The 18,178-nt window shown below is 67.5% G+C and carries 18 protein-coding genes; 5 read left to right on the forward strand and 13 right to left on the reverse strand.

Annotated elements, in window-relative coordinates; translation table 11 throughout:
• Window positions 1–4 precede the first annotated feature (4 nt).
• Complete coding sequence (locus C7C57_RS10245; protein WP_187976335.1) at window positions 5–1,534, reverse strand: ABC transporter substrate-binding protein; 1,530 nt, start codon at window positions 1,532–1,534, stop codon at window positions 5–7.
• A 172-nt stretch (window positions 1,535–1,706) separates the two neighbouring features.
• Between C7C57_RS10245 and C7C57_RS10250 the strand changes: the two genes are divergently transcribed.
• The 3 genes from C7C57_RS10250 to C7C57_RS10260 all read left to right on the forward strand — a co-directional run bounded on the left by C7C57_RS10250 (window position 1,707) and on the right by C7C57_RS10260 (window position 6,315).
• A complete protein-coding gene (locus C7C57_RS10250) occupies window positions 1,707–2,366 on the forward strand; it encodes a TetR/AcrR family transcriptional regulator (protein ID WP_187976336.1) in 660 nt (219 codons plus the stop codon).
• A complete protein-coding gene (locus C7C57_RS10255) occupies window positions 2,363–4,603 on the forward strand; it encodes a glycoside hydrolase family 3 C-terminal domain-containing protein (RefSeq protein WP_187976337.1) in 2,241 nt (746 codons plus the stop codon). The genes C7C57_RS10250 and C7C57_RS10255 overlap by 4 nt, the downstream gene beginning before the upstream one ends.
• A gap of 218 nt (window positions 4,604–4,821) precedes the next feature.
• Window positions 4,822–6,315 (forward strand): LPXTG cell wall anchor domain-containing protein, encoded by a 1,494-nt coding sequence (locus C7C57_RS10260; RefSeq protein ID WP_187976338.1) that lies wholly within the window; start codon window positions 4,822–4,824, stop codon window positions 6,313–6,315.
• A gap of 73 nt (window positions 6,316–6,388) precedes the next feature.
• Here C7C57_RS10260 and C7C57_RS10265 read toward each other — a convergent pair whose 3' ends face one another.
• Both C7C57_RS10265 and C7C57_RS10270 read right to left on the reverse strand, forming a co-directional pair.
• Complete coding sequence (locus C7C57_RS10265; protein ID WP_187976339.1) at window positions 6,389–7,762, reverse strand: arsenic transporter; 1,374 nt, start codon at window positions 7,760–7,762, stop codon at window positions 6,389–6,391.
• A 140-nt stretch (window positions 7,763–7,902) separates the two neighbouring features.
• Complete coding sequence (locus C7C57_RS10270) at window positions 7,903–8,271, reverse strand: helix-turn-helix transcriptional regulator (RefSeq protein WP_223144740.1); 369 nt, start codon at window positions 8,269–8,271, stop codon at window positions 7,903–7,905.
• An 83-nt stretch (window positions 8,272–8,354) separates the two neighbouring features.
• Between C7C57_RS10270 and C7C57_RS10275 the strand changes: the two genes are divergently transcribed.
• A complete protein-coding gene (locus C7C57_RS10275) occupies window positions 8,355–8,762 on the forward strand; it encodes an arsenate reductase ArsC (RefSeq protein WP_187976340.1) in 408 nt (135 codons plus the stop codon).
• A gap of 9 nt (window positions 8,763–8,771) precedes the next feature.
• Entirely contained in the window at window positions 8,772–9,437 is a 666-nt protein-coding gene (locus C7C57_RS10280) for an SDR family oxidoreductase (RefSeq protein ID WP_187976341.1), read from the forward strand.
• On the opposite strand, the gene C7C57_RS10285 is transcribed toward C7C57_RS10280, so the two are convergent.
• The 10 genes from C7C57_RS10285 to C7C57_RS10330 form a co-directional block, all read right to left on the reverse strand.
• The gene (locus C7C57_RS10285; RefSeq protein ID WP_187976342.1) at window positions 9,434–10,084 is read right to left on the reverse strand and encodes a TetR/AcrR family transcriptional regulator; all 651 of its coding nucleotides are present in this window, start codon (window positions 10,082–10,084) and stop codon (window positions 9,434–9,436) included. The two genes, C7C57_RS10280 and C7C57_RS10285, sit on opposite strands and share 4 nt — an antisense overlap.
• A gap of 83 nt (window positions 10,085–10,167) precedes the next feature.
• Window positions 10,168–10,485, reverse strand: coding sequence for a CHY zinc finger protein (locus C7C57_RS10290; RefSeq protein ID WP_187976343.1), 318 nt, complete (start codon window positions 10,483–10,485; stop codon window positions 10,168–10,170).
• Entirely contained in the window at window positions 10,482–11,750 is a 1,269-nt protein-coding gene (locus C7C57_RS10295; protein WP_187976344.1) for a thiolase family protein, read from the reverse strand. The genes C7C57_RS10290 and C7C57_RS10295 overlap by 4 nt, the downstream gene beginning before the upstream one ends.
• The gene (locus C7C57_RS10300; RefSeq protein WP_255505651.1) at window positions 11,737–12,858 is read right to left on the reverse strand and encodes an AMP-binding protein; all 1,122 of its coding nucleotides are present in this window, start codon (window positions 12,856–12,858) and stop codon (window positions 11,737–11,739) included. Before C7C57_RS10300 ends, C7C57_RS10295 begins: the two co-directional genes overlap by 14 nt.
• A 158-nt stretch (window positions 12,859–13,016) precedes the next feature.
• Window positions 13,017–13,556: a DUF4395 domain-containing protein gene (locus tag C7C57_RS10305; protein WP_187976345.1), complete on the reverse strand. Its 540-nt coding sequence runs from the start codon at window positions 13,554–13,556 to the stop codon at window positions 13,017–13,019.
• A 110-nt stretch (window positions 13,557–13,666) separates the two neighbouring features.
• Entirely contained in the window at window positions 13,667–14,107 is a 441-nt protein-coding gene (locus tag C7C57_RS10310) for a thioredoxin family protein (RefSeq protein ID WP_187976346.1), read from the reverse strand.
• Between the two features lie 129 nt (window positions 14,108–14,236).
• Window positions 14,237–15,367: an acyl-CoA desaturase gene (locus C7C57_RS10315; RefSeq protein ID WP_187976347.1), complete on the reverse strand. Its 1,131-nt coding sequence runs from the start codon at window positions 15,365–15,367 to the stop codon at window positions 14,237–14,239.
• 179 nt (window positions 15,368–15,546) lie between these two features.
• Window positions 15,547–16,716 carry an RtcB family protein gene (locus C7C57_RS10320; protein WP_187976348.1) on the reverse strand — a complete coding sequence of 390 codons (1,170 nt, stop codon included), beginning with the start codon at window positions 16,714–16,716 and terminating at the stop codon, window positions 15,547–15,549.
• A 117-nt stretch (window positions 16,717–16,833) separates the two neighbouring features.
• Window positions 16,834–17,256 carry an alternative ribosome rescue aminoacyl-tRNA hydrolase ArfB gene (arfB, locus tag C7C57_RS10325; RefSeq protein ID WP_187976349.1) on the reverse strand — a complete coding sequence of 141 codons (423 nt, stop codon included), beginning with the start codon at window positions 17,254–17,256 and terminating at the stop codon, window positions 16,834–16,836.
• 89 nt (window positions 17,257–17,345) lie between these two features.
• Entirely contained in the window at window positions 17,346–18,170 is an 825-nt protein-coding gene (locus tag C7C57_RS10330; RefSeq protein ID WP_187976350.1) for an ABC transporter ATP-binding protein, read from the reverse strand.
• Window positions 18,171–18,178 lie beyond the last annotated feature (8 nt).

An 18,178-nucleotide genomic window follows, 5' to 3' on the forward strand; every position in this document is an offset into this window, starting at 1 on the left:
CCTGTTACTTGGCCGGGGTGTAGTTATAGATCGACGGCACGGCCATACCCGACTGCGGGGTCACGTTGACGCTGCCATCGGTGACCAGGGCGTAGGTCTGGCGGTAGAAGGGGATGAACCAGCCCTGCTCGACGATGTGCTTGTTGAGCGCCTGGGCGTCGGCCTTCGAATCGGCGACGGACTCGTGCTGAATCTTGTTCACCAGTTCGGTGGCCTCGGGATCGGTGTATCCGAAGATGTTGAACGAGCCCGGCAGCAGCTGGCTGGAGATCATCAGCCAGTCGTTTGCCGGCTGACCGAGGCTCAGCACGAGGCCCGGGAAGCCCTTATCGGTGAAGATCTGCTTGAGTGCGGTGGCCTGGTCGACGTCCTGCCAGGTGAGCTTCACACCCACGGCGGCAAAGTCGGCCTTGAGCGAGGAGGCGAGCGCGTCGTCCACGATGGCCGCCATCCGCGGCAGGGTCAGGTCGAACCCGTTGGCGTAGCCGGCCTCGGCCAGGAGTTCCTTGGCCTTCTTGGGGTCGTGGGTGTAGTAGTTGTCCAGCGACTTGTCATAGCCCAGGGTGTCGGTGCCAAACATCTGGCTGGTGGTGGTGCCCAGTCCCTGTCGGATCTGCTTGAGCATCGTGTCGCGGTCGATCGCATAGTTCAGCGCCTGACGCACGCGGGCGTCGCCGAGCGCGGGGACCATCGCACCGGCGCGGTCAAACAGGATGATGCTCTGCACGTCGACGTTGGAGTCCTGGATCTTCAGCTGTGCGTCCTGCTTGGCCGCGGCGCGCTGGTCGGCGCTCTGCAGCAGAGCGGAGTCAATCTGGCCGGTCTTCAGGCCGTTAACGATCGCGTTTTCGTTGTCGAAGACGCTCAGGGTCAGCGTCTGATAGGGCAGCTTGTCGCCCCAGTACTTGGCGTCGCGGTCATAGACCCACTTGGTGCCGATCACGGTTTTGCTCTTGTCCAGGTCGTACGGACCGGTGCCATCGGGGGTGGTCTTGAGCGAATCGGGGTTGGCAAAGGCGGCGGGGTTGGCCATCAGTCCGGCCGAGTCGCTCAGGCGGAACAGCAGGCTGGGGTCCGGGGCGCTCAGCGCGATGGTGACGTGGGTGGGGTCTACGACGGTGACCTCGGAAATGTTTTTGAGACCCTTAGAATCAGCGCCGGTGCTGGCTCGGAATCGGTCAATATTGGCCTTTACCGCTTCGGCATTGAAGGGTGTGCCGTCGTGGAACTTCACGTCGTCACGCAGGGTGAGGGACAGCTGGGTGTTGTCGGCGTTGTACTCCCACTTGGTGGCGAGCATCGGGGTGAGGTCGCCGTTGGCCTGGCGACGAATCAGGGTGTCATAGACGGCCTGGAAGAACGGCACGTTGCTGCCGGTGGCGTTGATCGGATCCAGGCTCTGCGGGACCGTCAGCGTGGCGATGTTGAGGGTGTCGGATACCGCCGGGGTTTGGGCTGCGCCCGCACATCCGGAGAGCAAAACACCCGTGGCGAGGGTGAGTGCGGCATAGCCGCTCCACTTTCCAAGTTTCATAGTTCTAAACCTCGTTGCTTAGATCACTGATCGAAATCGGGATCGGGTTGGGGGGTCCCCAGTTGGGGTGTACGTCATCCTATACACATTTTTCTACCATGTGGTACTTTTTATTTTCAGCGGGGTTTCCTCCCCGCCCCACATCGAATTTCAACGAGGAGATGAACCACCGGTGACCCCAAAACCACCCACCCGCAAGGGCGGACAAACCCGCACCCGCATCATCGACTCCGCGTTTGAGCTGTTTGCCGAATCGGGCTTCAAGGGCGTCTCGATCCGCGAGATTGCGGCGAACGCCCACATCAGCCACGTGGGTCTGCTGCACCACTTCGGCAGCAAGGACGAGCTGCTGCTCGAGGTGCTGCGCCGCCGGGACAGCTCAGATATCGCCGAGCTGCGCGACGGCGCCCACGGACTCGAGGTGCTCGAATGGGCGCTGCACGTGATCCACGACAACGTCTATCGCCCGGGCATCGTCTCGCTGTTTGTGAAGGTGTCCAGCGAGGCCACCGATCCCGAGCATCCGGCGCATGTTTTCTTCGCCGACCGCTACGAGCTGCTGTGCACGGTGGCCGGACGCGCCTTCGCCGAGCTCTTTGCCGAGTCGCCGCCCCCGGTGGACATCTCCCCGCTGGATGCCGCACGCCAGTTTGTCGCCCTCGCCGACGGCCTGCAGCTGCAGTGGATGCTCGCGCCGGACCGCGTCACGACCTACGATTCACTCGTGGTCTTTCTGCGCACCCTGGGGATCACCCCGCGGCCGGCTCCCAGTTTTCCCGAGTATCGCCCCGGCGTTACCGCGGGCCACCCCGAAAGGACACCGATTCGATGACATCCCCTTCCCCCGACTCCCCCGCCGAGCTGACACTCGAAGAAAAGGCCTCGCTCACCTCGGGCAGCGCCACCTGGTACTCCACTGCCGCCGGGGACATCCCGCGCCTGATGCTCACCGACGGGCCGCACGGCCTGCGTCGCCAGCAGGAGGGCGGCGACAACCTCGGCATCGGCGACAGCGTCCCGGCCACCTGCTTCCCGCCCGCCGTGGGCCTCGGATCCTCCTGGAACGTGGACCTCGCCCGCCGGATCGGCGAGGCGCTGGGCCGCGAGGCTCGCGCGCAGGGGGTGCACGTGCTGCTGGGTCCGGGCATGAACATCAAGCGCTCCCCGCTGGGGGGACGCAACTTTGAGTACGTGTCCGAGGATCCGCACATCACCGGACGCATCGCCGCCGCCCTGGTGCGCGGCATCCAGTCCCGCGGCGTGGCCGCAACCCCCAAGCACTTCGCGGTCAACAACCAGGAGACCGACCGGATGCGAGTGAGCGCCGATGTGGATGAGCGCACCCTGCGCGAGATCTACCTCCCGGCGTTTGAGCACGTGGTGACCGAGGCACAGCCCTGGGCGCTGATGTCGGCCTATAACCGCATCAACGGCACCTTCGCCAGCGAGGATCCGGCGCTGCTCACGGACCTGCTGCGCGGCGAGTGGGGCTTTGACGGCGTAGTCATGTCCGACTGGGGCGCGGTGAATGACCGCGTCGCCTCGGTTGCCGCGGGCCTCGATCTGGAAATGCCGCCGTCGGACACGGATGCCGAAATTGTGGACGCGGTCAACAACGGCACCCTCGATGAGGCCGTGCTGGACACCGTGGTCGAGCGCCTGCGCCTGCTGGCCGCGCGCACCACCGACCCGGCACTCGCGACCGATCCGGTGGATGTGGACGCCCACCACCGCCTGGCCGCCGATGCCGCCGCCGAGGCAATGGTCCTGCTGCGCAACGAGGGCGACCTGCTGCCGCTGGATCCCACCGCCGGCGCGCGGATCGCGGTGATCGGCGAGTTCGCCCGCACCCCGCGCTATCAGGGTGGCGGATCCAGCCGAGTGGTTCCCACCCGCCTATCTGGTGCCCTGGAGGAGATTACCGCGCTGATCGGCGCCAAAAACGTCGCCTTTGCGCCTGGATTCTCGCTCACCGATAACCCGGACACCGCCGCGTCGCTGGCCGAGGAGGCCGTGACCGCGGCGACCGGCGCCGAGCGGATTCTGCTGTTCCTGGGCCTGCCCGACGGCTTCGAATCCGAGGGCTTTGACCGCGATACCCTGGCGCTGCCCGCCGGACAGCTCGCGCTGCTTGAGCGCCTGACCACCCTGAACATCCCGATCGTCGTGGTGCTCTCCAACGGTGCCACGGTCGAGGTTTCGGAGTGGGCAACCTCGGTAGAGGCGATCCTGGAAACCTGGCTGCTGGGCCAGGGCGGCGGCCTGGCCACCGCCGAGGTTCTGTTTGGCCTGGCTTCCCCCGGTGGGCGCCTGACCGAGACCATCCCGCTGCGCCTCTCGGACACCCCGTCGTTCCTGCACTTCCCCGGACGCGACGGACACGTAGGGTACGGCGAGGGCGTCTATGTGGGCTACCGCCACTACAACACGCTGGATGTGCCGGTCGCCTATGAGTTCGGCTTCGGCCTGGGCTATACCCGCTTCGACTACACCGATCTCGCCGCGGTGCCGGGCACCGATCCCCACACCTGGTTGGTGTCGGCCACCGTCATCAACGTCGGCGAGCGCGCCGGATCCGAGGTGGTCCAGCTCTATGTGGGCACCACCGAGAACACTCCGACCCGACCCGCCCAGGAGCTGCGCGGATTCGCCAAGGTGCACCTGGTCCCCGGGGAAAGCGAGCGGGTAACCCTGCACCTGAACGCCCGCGACTTCGCCACCTGGGACTCGGGCCAGCACCGCTGGCGCGTGGATGCCGGGGCCTACACCGTGCAGGTCGGTTCCTCCTCTCGGCGCATCCACCTGAGCGAGACCATTGCGGTGCCCGGAGACGGCTGGGTGCCCGAGCTCAGCGAGCACTCCACCGTGGGTGAGTGGTTTGCACACCCGGTGGGTGGCCAGCTACTGCAGAGCGTCCGGGATCGGATGGAGGCGTTTGCCGCCGGCGGCGCCCCCGAGCTGCTGCGAATGGTGGAGCAGGTGCCGATCATCAAACTGGTGTCCTGGAAGATGGGCCTGACCCTGGAGCGGGTGCGCGAGATGGTGGCGTTTGTGGCCAGCCAGCGCTAGCGGCGCCCCCGCACCGTGCCCCGCCTCCGCGCCGATCATTCGGCTCGGAGGCGGGGCGTTTGGGTATCCCGGGTCCACTCGGGTCACACGGGCGAAATATTCGCTACACTGCTTCACGTCTCCTGGGATTTTCCACTACGATGTCAAGCGATTATTCGCATCACACCGACACCCTGCTGTCGACCCATGACGCTGCGAATCCACCCCGATTGGATCCTGTGAACCTCTCCCCCCTCCGCGCGGGCACCCGAACCCGCCGCGCCACCGCCACCGGCGTCGGTCTGGCTCTGGCCGTGGGCGCCCTGCTGGGTGCCGGCACCGCGCTGCCCGCCTCCGCCGATAACTCGCGTGACGTCAACGTGCAGACCTCCGCAATCGACTGGCAGACCCTGAACACCACGACGGGCATTCTCTATAACGCCCGTCCTCACCGCATCAACCCCGACATCACCGGTTGGACCGACGCCGCCTTCAACCGCTTCGGGCACCTGGCACTGACCGAGGGCGATCGCTCCTGGGAATTCTCCGCCAGCACCACCGATCTCAACCTGAACGAGGGCGGAACCTCGACCCTGACCCTGACCGGCAACACCGGCACCGAGCTGTACGGCAACTTCACCGTGAAGCTTGTCCTCACCTTCCAGGGCAACTATGGGCGCTGGTCGTACTCGATCACCGGGGGCAACACCGCCAACGTCACCTCGACCCTGTTCGCCAACCTGGGCTCGGATCAGAGCACGCACACCGAGCAGAAGGGCAACACCCTCATCGCCTGGGACGGCCCGGAGCTCTTCAGCCCGGTCCTGGGCTTCGCGGTGGACACCAACGGTAGCGCGCCGACCTTCACCCCGGATGCCGCCTTCCCCAGCAACATCAGCATCGCCACCACCGGCGCCAGCACCTTCACCACCACGGTGCTCGTGCAGGACTATGTGGCCGGATTCGAATCCTCCCAGCAGGCGGCCCTCGACTTCGTGCGCGACACCCTCCCGGCACTCAAGCGGCACTTTGGTGAGACCACGGGGGTTCAGGACTCGCTGATTCCGCTCACCGGCACCACCGTGGACGCGAACGTCGCGATTTCGCAGGACCTCGAGGCCTCCTTCGATCAGCGCCTGATCGACTTCCACTACTTCGCCCACCCCACCTATAAGCCGGTGATCCACGTGGGCACCCTGCCCGCGGGTCTGCAGCTGACGGCCACGGATAACCTCGAACCCGAGTTCCCCGCGCTGGCGGCCCGGGCCGCGGGTGACCAGCCCGTCGCCCCGATGACCTTTACCCTGTCCGGCACCGCCACCACCCCCGGTGTCTACACGGTCCCGGTGACCGTGTATCTGATCGAGCGCGACCCGCAGGCACCGATGAACCTCGACGCCCTGCGCGCGGTCCCCGCGGTCAACAACGAGGACCAGCCGGGCACCAACCCGCTCGACACCTCGGTGACGATCACCGTCAAGGCCCGGGCCGTGGATCCCACCGCAACCCCGAGCCCAACCGCTTCGGCGCCGGCTTCGAGCACCCCGACCGCCTCGGCGCCGGCCGCCCCGACCGGAACCGCCTCCCCGTCGGCACACGCCCCCGTGGTTGCGGGCGGAACCCTCGCCCACACCGGTGAAAACGCCGCCGGGTTTGCCCTGCCGATCGGCGCCCTGATCGCCCTGGGCGCGGTGCTGTTCATCGGCGGCCGTCGCCGCCGTGCGGTGAGCTAGCTTCCCGCAACCCAGTCGCGTCCGCCCGGTTCCCCAGGGAGCCGGGCGGACGCCGGGGTCGCGCGCGGGTGCGCTATCCGATGATCAGCAGCCAGCCGGCCAGGCTCGCCAGCGAGATCACCAGCACCGGCAGGGTTAGCACGATGCCGGTCTTGAAGTAGCGCCCCCAGCCGATGTGGATGCCGCGGCGATCCAGCACGTGCAGCCACAGCAGGGTGGCCAGGCTGCCGATCGGGGTGATCTTGGGGCCGAGATCCGAACCGATCACGTTGGCGTAGATCATCGCCTCATGGGTCAGCCCGGTCGCCCCGGCTGCGCCGATGGCCAGGGCCGCGATCAGCACGGTGGGCAGGTTGTTCATGATCGAGGCGAGGATCGCGACGATCACCCCGACCCCCAGGGCGGTGATCCACACGCCGTGGTTGCCCAGTTCGGCAAACACCCCGGCCAGGTGATCGGTCAGGCCCTGATTGCGCAGGCCGTACACCACCAGGTACATCCCCACCGAGAAGATCACGATCTGCCAGGGTGCCTCGCGGACGACCTTGGTGACCGAGATGCGCCGCAGCCGCACGCTCCCATCGGGGGCCGTGCCCGCCCCCTCGCCCGCTTCGAGGGACTTCGCCCGGCTAAAGAGGAACGTGGGCTGCCGGGCAGCCACCAGGATCAGCGCAAGCGCGCCCACGGCGGTCACGATCGAGAGTGGGATGTGCAGCGGATCGGCCACAAAATAGCCCACCAGCAGCACCCCGAGCACCACAAAACCGGCGGTGAAGGTCAGCGGATCGCGAATCGCCGAGCGCGGGTCGGGTGCCGAGGCCGGATCGTAGCGCCGGGGAATCGAGCGTCTGAACGCCAGGTAGAGGACGCCGAGGCTCGCCGCCACGGTCACGATCCCCACCGGAACCATGACCAGCGCATAGCGGGCAAAGTCCACCCCGAAGTAGTCGGCGCTGACGATGTTGACCAGGTTGGAGATGACCAGGGGCAGGCTGCCCGCGTCGGCAATAAATCCGCAGGCGAGCACAAACCCCAGCGAGGCGCGGGCCGAGAATTTCAGGGCCAGCAGGATCTGGATCACGATCGGGGTGAGGATCAGCGCCGCCCCGTCGTTGGCAAACAGCGCCGAGATCACCGCGCCCAGCAGGATCACCAGGACAAACAGCGCGCGTCCGTTGCCGCGTCCCCAGCGGGTCACGTGCAGGGCCGCCCATTCAAAGAGTCCGGATTCGTCCAGGATGAGCGAGATCAGCACGATTCCCACAAACGCGAAGGTCGCGTTACCCACAATGTCCCAGACGGTGGGGATGTCACTCAGGCTCACCACCGTGGTGAACAGCGCCAGCGCGGCACCGCCCAGGGCACTCCAGCCGATGCCGAGTCCTCGGGGTTGCCAGATCACCAGCACCAGGGTGATCACAAAAATGGCGATGGCAACAACGGTCACGTGGGGGCTCCTTGGCCTGCGGGGATGAATAGATTATGCGCCCTGATGGGGCCTCGAGCCCGGCGCGGCGCAATAAATTCGAGTCGGGCGGGCCGGGCCGGGTCCGATCACGAGGGGTGACGGCGAGGGCCGAGCGGCTCCTAGAGCGCCTGCACCTCGGCACCCAGCGCGGGCAGCGCCCCGGGAACCAGACCAAAGTAGGCCCAGGTTCCGCGCTGTTCGCGGGTGAAGATGCCCGCCTCCACCAGGATCTTCAGGTGGTGGGAAACGGTGCCCTGGGTGAGTCCCAGCGGCTCGGTCAGATCGCAGACGCACGCCTCGCGGTTGGCCTGGGCGGATACCAGGGAGATCAGTCGCAGGCGAGTGGGATCGGCGATCACCCGGAGTCGGGCGGCGAATTTTTCGGCCTCGGCGCGATCGAGCGTGGCCGCCGTGCCCCCGGGCTCACACGTTTCGGCGCGTCCCGAGATGTCGGTGAGCGCCAGGGTGAGGGACGGGGTGTGCGACACGAGGTCTCCATTTCATATTGATGGACATCAATGTATAGTCATCCTATACATTGATCCCCGTCAATATCCACCCGAGGAGTCTCATGTCCCCCATCGCCACCGTTCTCTTTGTCTGTGTCCACAACGCCGGCCGTTCCCAGATGGCCGCCGGCTTCCTGGAGCACCTGGCCGGGGGCCGCGTCGATGTGCGTTCGGCCGGGTCCGAACCCCGAGATGCCCTGAATCCGGTCGCGGTCGAGGCGATGGCCGAGGTGGGCATCGATATCGCCGCCTACTCCCCCAAGATCCTCACCACCGATGCCGTCCGCGAGGCCGATGTGGTGATCACGATGGGCTGCGGAGACACCTGCCCGATCTTCCCCGGCAAGCGCTATGAGGATTGGGAGCTCACCGATCCCGCCGGGCAGGGCATCGAAACCGTCCGCGGCATCCGCGACGAGATCCGCGCCCGGGTCGAGGCACTGCTCGCCGAGCTCACCGCCGGCCACTAGACTCGCGGCATGTCCCTCGCTCTGATCACCGGGGCCGCCCGCGAAAACAGCATCGCCGCTGGAATCGCCGCCGCGCTCAGCACCGCCGGCTGGACGGTTGCCACCAGCGACCTGCACGGCACCGACTATCCCACCGACCTCACCGTCCCGGGCGCACCCGAGGCCCTGATCGACGCGGTGGTGCGCGATCACGGCCCGATCGAGGCGCTGATCCTCAGCCACGCGCACGATGTGGAATCCGGGCTCTTCGATACCAGCGCGGAGAGTTTTGACCTCCACGTCGCGGTTAATGCCCGCGCCAGCTTCCTCCTCCTCACCGCCTTCGCCCGGCAGGCACCCGAAACGGGCGCGGCAATCATCGCGCTGACCAGCGATCACGTGACCGGCAACCTCCCCTATGGCGCGTCAAAGGGAATCCTGGATCGCGTGGTCATCTCGGCTGCCCGGGAACTGGGTCCGCGCGGCATCTCGGCCAACGTCCTCAACCCGGGTCCCATCGATACCGGCTGGATGGATGATGACACACGCGCCGAACTGACCCGGCTCACCCCACGCGGGCGGCTGGGAACCCCGGCCGATATTGGCGCCTTCGTGACATTCCTGGTGTCCCCGGCGGGACGCTGGATCTCGGGTCAGCTCCTCCACGCCGACGGCGGCATCTCGGCGCGCTTCTAACGCGCGACACGCACCCGGAGTCCCAGGCTCGGTGCCAGCGTCGCCACGGCGCGGTCCAGCTGGTCGAGCAGCACCTCGACGTTTTCGGCGCCGAGCGGAGCATTCAACCACGAGTGTTGGGCCGCGCGCACGGCCACCACGAACACCTCGAAGAGCAGGCGTGCACGCAGCGCCGGGGCCCCCGCGTGGGCGGCGATTGCCGCGGCTACCGCGGGGGTGAGGGCCGCGCAAAATCCGAGATTGTGCGCGACGATCGACGCATGCTCGCCCTCCAAGACCAGGGCCCGCCGCATGGTGACGATCCAGTTGGGATCTCGCTCGGCGCACACTCGCGTGGCCTCGGCAAAGGCCTCCTGAACCACCGCAAACACCGAGGCTCCGGATCTCACGCCGCGCAGACGCTCATCCAGGATCGTCCTAAACCCGTTCCACTGATCCTGCAGCGGCATCATCGCCGCGTCTTCACGCCCCGCAAAATAGCGGAAAAAGGTGCGTTTTGACACCCCTACATCGGCGCACATGCGCTCCAGGGTGGGACCGCCCGCGGCGAAGGACAGCTGGGCCGCCTCCGTGAGCGCGCGCCGAGTCTCGGCCTTCTTGCGATCGCGCAGGCCACCCTCTCGGGAACTCGAAGTCGCCGGTACCATGACCACACAGTAGCATTTTTGGCACGCGGTGGCATTTGCGTCGGCGTGCCGCTCGGCACCGCTGCAAACGAAAAACCCGGTCCCTACGAGGCGAAGTACAGCGGATAGTGCAGCGCGCACCCGGGGTTGAACGGTGCCGCACAGCGCGGGCACGCATCCGCCGCCAGGTACTCGACAACGCTGAGCTCGGATTGGCACATCCCGCACAGGACCGCGAGTCGATCCCGGGCGTCCGCGGGCCAGGGCGTGGCGGGGTGATCGGCGGTTTCCTGGTGGCACAGGTGGCAGGGATAGTAGCGATCACAGCAGATGAAACGGATCGCGATCACATCCAGCTCGGTGGCGTAGTGGATGCAGCGGGTGTGCTCATCCACGGTGGGACCGTATACGCGCACGCTCATCGAACCACCTCCACAACCGCGGCCACGCCCATGCCTCCGCCGATCGATGCGGCGGCGATCCCCAGCGTGCCGGCCGGCGCGCCCCCGCGCACCAGACGACTGAACAGGCGCACGATACTCACGGCACCGCTGGCACCCCAAGGATGCCCCAGGGCGAGCGCGCCGCCGTCGGCGCAGACCCGGGGATCGTCCTCGTCCACACCGATCCGATCCAGGACGGCGAGGGACTGGGCGGCGAACGCCTCGACGATCTCGATGCCGGCGATGCGCGCGAGCGGCACGTCGGCACGCTCCAGGGCCGCCAGGATCGCCGGGGCCGCGCCGATGCCCGGGAGGGCCGGGTCACAGCCCACCACCGCGTGCCCCCGCAAAATCAGGCCCGGCGCTCCCCCGGCCAGCGCCCGCGGCACCACCACGGTCACGGCGGCGCCGTCGCCGATGCGAGTGGAGGTGCCGGCGGTCAGGCTCCCCCCGGGAAACAGGGCGGGGAGGCGGCCCAGGATCGCCGCCGCTCCACCGATGGCGTCATCGGCCTCAAGGCCGGCCAGACTCACCAGCTCCTCTCGGAAGCGTCCCGCGTCCCGGGCGGCGAGGGCACGGGCGTGGCTCCGGGCGGCGTGGGCGTCCTGCCGTGCCCGGGAAATCCCGTCGGCGGCGGCAAGGTCTTCGGCGGCGCGGACCATATCGGGGTCGGGGAATCCCGCGGGTGCAAACGGGGCGCGGTCATAGGCGATCCCGTCCATCGAGCGCACGGGGGCGGTCGAGGCGCTCTCGACGCCCCCGGCGATGCGGGGGCGCGAATCGCCCGCCCGGATCGCGGCCACCGCGTCGAGGATTGCCGCCAGCCCACTGCCACACTGACGATCCACGGTCTCGCCGGGGGTATGAACCCCCAGTCCCGCGGCCAGGGCGGCGACGCGAGCCGGGTTGCCACCGGGACCCATACAGTTCCCGAGGATCACATCGGCGATGTTCAGCTTTTCGGGCCGCGCACGGTGCGGCGGCTCGGCCGGCCCGGCCGCCCCGCGATCGGATGCGATCCGAGTGGATACCCCATCCGCGGACAACGCGGCCGAAGGCAACTCGGCCGGGGGCGACGAGGCGACGGATAACGAGGCGGCGGACACCGCGGCGCGCGCGTCTCCGAGCGCCGCGACAATCACCGGAGCCGCCAGCTCCTCCACCCGAAGGTGAGAGAGGGCACGCCCGCGGGTGCCGATCGGGGTGCGCCGGGCGGCGATGATGACGGGTTCAGTGTGGGACACGATCCACCTCTCCGGCGAGAACTCGCCGCACAATCTCGGCGCGGGCGGGTTTTCCCGCCGCCGTTCGGGGCAGACTCCCGGCAAACCAGAGCCGCGGACGCTGGGTGGGGGCAAGTCGATCGGATGCCGCTTCGCGCAGAGCGTCGAGTGTGAGCGCCTCCCCCGGCTGCCCGGGCGCACTCTCGATCTCGACCATCGCCGCGACCAGCGACCCGATGTTTCCGGCCGGATAACCAAAGACCACCGCGTCGCGAACCCCCGGGATGCGCCGTAGTCCGGCCTCCACCTCCTCGGGGATGACCGTGGCAGAGGCCGTCTGGATGGCACCGTCCGCTCGCCCACGCAGGCGCAGCACGCCGTGCTCAAGTTCGACCAGATCTCCTACGGTGATCCAGTCCCCGTCTCGCAGCAGCGGCCCTGCCGTACCCACGTACCCCAGCGCGGTGAAGGGTGAGCGTACCCAGAGGACTCCCGCACGCACCTCCGGTTCGACGCTGGGAAAGGCCCGCAGCCCGTCGCCGCGGTCGAGCGCCACAAACGAGAGTTCGGCGGCACCGTAGTAGGTGATCACCCGAATGCCGCGCTCCTCGGCGCGGGCCCGCAGGCGCGGATCCAGGTGCGAGCCACCGACGAGCGCCGTGCGGACCGACGGGATCGCCCCCGCGTCCAGCATCAGCTGAAGCCCCTGCGGGGTTCCGTGGAAGGCCTCGGCCTCCCGGATCGACTCGGTGTCAAAAACCGGACGCGGTCCCAGTCCCGAGCGCGCATGGGCAAGCGAAAACAGGGTGAGCGAGGATACCGGTGGCGCGGGCAGCACAATCGTTGCGGCGCCCCCGAGCACCTCGGTAATCGTGGGGAAGGACGCGGCCCAGGACTCCTCCGATCGCAGCAGGATGCGCGGGGTACCGCTGGTTCCGGAAGTGGCGGCAGCCCATGCCGCGCCGACGGGCGGTGTCGCGTCCTCCGCCAGCGCGCGCACGGCGTCCCACCGGGTCGAGGACCAGCGGGAATCCCCGATCAGCGGGATGTCTCCGACCTCACGGACCTCCTCCAGGCGGCGCAGCACCGCATCCGTGTCCCCACGAAACGGGACGATTCGTGGACTCACGCGACCTCGGTCCCCTCGGGGAGCGCCGGGGCTACCGAGCGTTCACTCCACACGTGACTCACCACAACCTCCCGACCTGAACGGCGTTCTCCTGAACAATGTTCACTCTAGTCGGGGCGGCCGCCGATCCCCAAACGCGCCTGCTCTCGGCAACGAGCCTAGACCGCGGCGCGTTCCCCGCGTCCGATCAGCCCCGCCCGCACCAGCAGCAGGTAGATTTCGCAGCCGAGGCAGAACCCGATTGCCGCATTGAGGAAGGCGGCGATGAAGGCGGCGGATCCGGCGATCACCAGCGCCCAGGGCACCCCGATCAGGTGCAGCACCAGCCCGATTCCGACGACGGTGAGGCCCACGGCCTGGGCAAAGCGCGGCGGCCGGGCATCCTCCCACTCGGTGGGCGGCGCGAGGCGCGGGCGCACCAGGCGTCGGAAGATTACGGTCAGCGGCTGGCTGGCCGGCGCGATTAGCGACCAGGCAAACAGGACCGCCACCACCAACTGCACGAGGAATCCCGGGTCGGCAATCCGCTGCCCGAGCGAGAGCCCACCGAGGTTGCCCCCGGTCGAGGTCCCGATGAGGGAGAGAAACACCCCGATTAGCAGCAGCACCGAGGTGATGGCCGCCCCCACGCGCGGCGCACGCGGGTCGACGGTTCCGGGCGGAGGCCCGGGGCGAACGGGGTTTTCAGCTGCGGACATGGGATTCTCCAGGATCGGGTTCGCTGACGGGGACGGTTGATGGTTCACTCTCGATGTCGGATGGTCGCCAGGATCCGCTGAATGCGTCCAGCCGCGCCGACAACGCAGACTCACCCCCGCGCACGGTTTCCCTCCCCCACCACATCAAGCTCGGCGATCACGCTCTCCCGTGCGATCACTCCCGACAACCGGGCGGCGGTCCGTCCGGCACCATCGAGGACCAGCACGGTCGGGGTCTGCAGCAGGTTGAATCGACTGGCGAGGGCGGGATTATGGGTCACATCCACGTGCACAAAATCGACCCCCTCGCGCTCATCGGCGAGCGCGGTCAGGAGGCGTTTGGTACCCGGGCAGCGCGCGCACACCTCGGTGCTGAACTGCACGACGGTGGCCGCGGGCCCCAGGGCATCCACACCAAACAGACCCGGGTCCAGGCGATCATCCACGGCGGGATGGGTGACCCGGCCGTTCCGGGCGCGCAGCACCAGCCCGATCACCAGGGAAAGCACAACGAGGCCGGCCAGGAAGGCCAGCCCCGTCAGCGGAGACATCGTTACCGCCCGATCCGCGCCGGGGCACGACGCACGTGCGAGGCGGAGGGCGTGGGAGTAATCATGGTGCGAGCGTAGGCTCAGGATCCCGCGGGCACAACCCGTGCCCGTCACATGCGGTAACGGGTATTACACCCCGAGCTGTCCCCCGCCGCGACGCATCTGCGCGGCGGCCGGGCAGTCGAACGGGTCGCGGGCGGCGAGGCCGACCCGGTTGAGGTAGGCGATCACGATCGCGTAGGAGCGCAGCACCGAGGTTTCGGTGTAGGGAACCTCGAGGGTCTTGCAGTGTTCGCGGACGATCTTACGGGTGGCGGCCAGGTGCGGGCGCGCCATGCTCGGGAACAGGTGGTGCTCGATCTGGTAGTTCAGGCCGCCCATGAACCAGGCGACCCACGGTCCACCGTGGATGTTGCGGGAGGTGCGCACCTGCTTGGAGAAGAAGTCGAGACGGGCCGAGGGATCGATGATCGGCATGCCCTTGTGGTTGGGGGCGAAGGAGGCACCCATGTACACCCCAAACACGGCCATCATCACGCCGAAGAAGGCGAAGGCCATGCCCAGCGGCAGGAACAGGAACAGCGGGGTCAGGACCAGGGCGAAGCGGGCCGAGATCATGCCGATCTCGATCCAGCGACCGCGGACCTTACCGGGGCTGGCGAGGTGCTTGAAGCCCAGGAAGTGCAGGTTCAGGCCCTCCAGTGTAAGGAGCGGGAAGAACAGCCAGCCCTGACGCTGGGTGATGAAGCGGCGCAGTCCCGTTGCGGTGGCCGCGTCCTCCTCGATAAACGAGATGGTGTCCAGCTCGATGTCCGGGTCCTTGCCCACCTTATTGGGGTTGGCGTGGTGACGGCTGTGCTTAGAATCCCACCAGGAATAACTCATGCCCACCACCGAGGTGAGCACCCGGGCCAGGCGGTCATTCGCCGGACCGGAGGCGAGGATCTGACGGTGCGCGGCCTCATGAGCGAGGAAGGCAACCTGGGTGAACAGGATGCCAAATACCGCGGCCAGGATCAGCTGGAACCAGCTGTGCCCCAGCAGAATCGATCCGGCAATCGCCCCGGCAAACGCCACGGCGAGGCCCGCACCCACGAGCGCGTAGAACAGTGGCGCGCGCTTGAGCAGACCGGCCGCACGCACCTCGGCGGAAACCTGCTTATAGGCGTGGGCAATCGGCGGGAAGTCGCTGGTCTTCGCCTTCGTGCGGCGTACCGGACCGAGGGTGGAGGTTGCGGGTTCGGCGTACGTCGATTCCATAATCGGCACCGTTCTTCTGGCTAGCAGCGCTTCGGGGAGAGACGTGGCTGCAATGAAGCGAAGGGCGGTTGCCGATTGCTGTCCCCAGTCTAGGTGCAACGGTATACGCGACTCGGTATGCACAGGAGAGTCTCATGCTTCGGCGCACACATATCGGGTGCGCCGAAGCATGGAAGCGGCTAATCGCCCTTGACGTTGACGATCTGCCGCAGGGTGTGCAGGATCTTCACCAGGTCCTTCGAATCCTCCATCACCACGTCAATGTCCTTGTACGCGGCGGGAATCTCATCGATGAAGGCGTCGGTATCGCGGTATTCGATCCCCGCCATCGCCTCCCGCAACTGCTCCCGGGTGAACGCCTTCCGGGCGGCGCTGCGCGAGTACTCGCGCCCCGCTCCGTGCGGCGAGGACTTGAGCGCGACGGGGTTCCCGAGTCCCTCCACCACATAGGAGCGGGTACCCATCGACCCCGGCACGAGCCCCAGCACACCGGCCTCGGCGTTGATCGCGCCCTTCCGAGACACCCACACCTCCTTGCCGAAGTGCTTCTCGCGCGCGGTGTAGTTGTGGTGACAGTTGATCCGCTCGTATTCGGTGACGCCCTCCCCCGTCCACTCGGCGAACCGGGCCACCACCCGGTCCATCATCTCCTCGCGGTTGGCGAGGGCGAAGTCCTGGGCCCAGTGCAGCTCCTTGATGTAGCGCGTGAACTGCGTGGTTCCCTGGGGCAGGTAGGCGAGCGCGGGATCGGGAAGCGAAATCCACCAGAGCGTAGCCAGCTCCTGGGCGACCCGAATGTGGTGCTGCGCGATCTTGTTCCCCACCCCGCGCGAACCCGAGTGCAGGAACAGCCAGACGCGATCCTCCTCGTCCAGCGAGATTTCGATGAAGTGGTTGCCGGAACCGAGCGATCCCAGCTGCAGCCGCCAGTTCGGGGCGTATGTGGCGGGATCAAAATCGGCGCGTCTGGCCGACTCCTCCAGTGCGTCGTTACGCGCCTTCGCCGTCTCGGTTTCCTCGGTGTTGTACTGACCGGCCGACAGCGGAATCGCCGCCTCGATAGCCTCACGCAGGAGCGCCCGATCCAGGTGCGCGATGGATTCGGCGGTGTGCTGGGTGCGCACGGCGATCATGCCGCACCCGATATCCACCCCCACCGCCGCGGGAATGATCGCGTTCAGGGTGGGCAGCACGCTGCCCACGGTTGCCCCCATGCCGAGGTGAGCATCGGGCATCAACGCAATGTGTGGATAGATAAACGGCAGACGAGACGCGGTAAGCGCCTGCTCTCGTGTCTTGGGCTCCAAAATCGATGCCCAGCTCATCAGCGTCTTCGAAATCTTTTCCATGCCGTTTCTCCCTTCTAGGGTGGTCACCGATGTCGGTGATATGGCCCATCAATGCCTGATGGGCAATAGAGCAGTATATGGGTATCGCGACGCGTTTGGCGATCTCCCCGGCACGAATTAGTCGACGGCGGGCCGGCGGCGGTTCTGTTTGGTTTGGGAACGCTGGCCCTTGGCCTGCAGGCGGCGCTGCTGGGATCCGCGGGTGGGTTTGGTTGCGCGGCGGCGCGGACCGTCGGGGCGCAGGGCCGTACGGACCCGCTCACCGAGTTTGACCAGCGCTCGCTCGCGATTGCGCAGCTGGGAGCGCTGTTCGGAGGCGGTGATCTGGATGACCCCGTCCACCAGGATTCCCGGCAAATGCTCCAGCAGCCGCTCGCGCTGCTGCTCGGTGAGCACCCGTGATTCGGCCACGTTCCAGCGCAGCTGTGCCTGCGAATCCGACGTGTTCACATGCTGGCCGCCGGGGCCCGAGGAGCGCGAAAAGCTCCACTCCAGCTCGGCGGCCGGAATGGTGAGCGAACGGGAAATCTCAAGGTCCATACTCCCCTCAGCGTACAGCCGCCCGCCGCCCGTGTGCTCCTGTGGTCCGCAATCGGAGGCCCCGGAACACACGGACGGGGGCAACGAGGTTATTGCGCGCCCGCCTCCGCGGCCCGCGCGCGCTGCCAGGATCGCCGCCCACCCAGCGGCAGCACCAGCGGGGTGCCCGAGATCGGATCGGTGATCACGCTGCAGGGCAGGTCATATACGGCCTCGACCAGCTCGGCGGTGATGATCTCACGCGGATCCCCCTGCGCCACAATCGCCCCGTCGCGCATCGCCACCAGGTGGGTCGCGTAGCGTGCCGCGTGGTTGAGGTCGTGCAGCACGGCGACCAGGGTGGTCCCGCCCTGGTGGAGTTCGGCGAAGAGCTCCATCAGGTCGATCTGGTGCGCGATATCGAGGAACGTGGTGGGCTCATCCAACAGCAGGTGTCCGGTCTGCTGGGCGAGCGCCATCGCGACCCACACCCGCTGCCGCTGGCCACCGGAGAGCTCATCCACCAGGCGGCGCGAGAGCTCGGTGATGCCGGTCGCGTCCAGCGCCTCGGCCACCGCCCGCTCGTCCTCGCGGCTCCAGGTGCGCATCGCGTTTTGGTGCGGGAAGCGCCCGCGGCCCACCAGATCGGCCACGGTGATCCCATCCGGCGCGATCGAGGACTGCGGCAGCAGCCCCAACTTACGCGCCGCCTCCTTGGGTTTGAGCGAACGCAGCTCGGCACCGTCCAGCAGCACCGCCCCGGTGGTGGGCTTCAACAGCCGCGCGAACCCACGCAGCAGCGTCGACTTTCCACACGCGTTCGGACCGATGATGATCGTGAACGAGTTGTCGGGCACCTCGAGGGAGAGTCCCGAAATGATCGGGTCGCCGGTGTACCCGAGGGTGATATCCCGGGCGAGCAGGGAGGCGGTCATGGGTATTC

This window comes from Mycetocola sp. JXN-3 (genome assembly GCF_014522285.1).
Classification (GTDB): domain Bacteria; phylum Actinomycetota; class Actinomycetes; order Actinomycetales; family Microbacteriaceae; genus Mycetocola; species Mycetocola saprophilus.

Coding starts and splice junctions, on each gene's coding strand:
- C7C57_RS10245 (WP_187976335.1), bottom strand. CDS start 1,534: ATGAAACTTGGAAAGTGGAGCGGCTATGCCGCACTCACCCTCGCCACG.
- C7C57_RS10255 (WP_187976337.1), top strand. CDS start 2,363: ATGACATCCCCTTCCCCCGACTCCCCCGCCGAGCTGACACTCGAAGAA.
- C7C57_RS10275 (WP_187976340.1), top strand. CDS start 8,355: ATGTCCCCCATCGCCACCGTTCTCTTTGTCTGTGTCCACAACGCCGGC.
- C7C57_RS10280 (WP_187976341.1), top strand. CDS start 8,772: ATGTCCCTCGCTCTGATCACCGGGGCCGCCCGCGAAAACAGCATCGCC.
- C7C57_RS10285 (WP_187976342.1), bottom strand. CDS start 10,084: ATGGTACCGGCGACTTCGAGTTCCCGAGAGGGTGGCCTGCGCGATCGC.
- C7C57_RS10290 (WP_187976343.1), bottom strand. CDS start 10,485: ATGAGCGTGCGCGTATACGGTCCCACCGTGGATGAGCACACCCGCTGC.
- C7C57_RS10305 (WP_187976345.1), bottom strand. CDS start 13,556: ATGTCCGCAGCTGAAAACCCCGTTCGCCCCGGGCCTCCGCCCGGAACC.
- C7C57_RS10310 (WP_187976346.1), bottom strand. CDS start 14,107: ATGTCTCCGCTGACGGGGCTGGCCTTCCTGGCCGGCCTCGTTGTGCTT.
- C7C57_RS10315 (WP_187976347.1), bottom strand. CDS start 15,367: ATGGAATCGACGTACGCCGAACCCGCAACCTCCACCCTCGGTCCGGTA.
- C7C57_RS10320 (WP_187976348.1), bottom strand. CDS start 16,716: ATGGAAAAGATTTCGAAGACGCTGATGAGCTGGGCATCGATTTTGGAG.
- arfB (WP_187976349.1), bottom strand. CDS start 17,256: ATGGACCTTGAGATTTCCCGTTCGCTCACCATTCCGGCCGCCGAGCTG.
- C7C57_RS10330 (WP_187976350.1), bottom strand. CDS start 18,170: ATGACCGCCTCCCTGCTCGCCCGGGATATCACCCTCGGGTACACCGGC.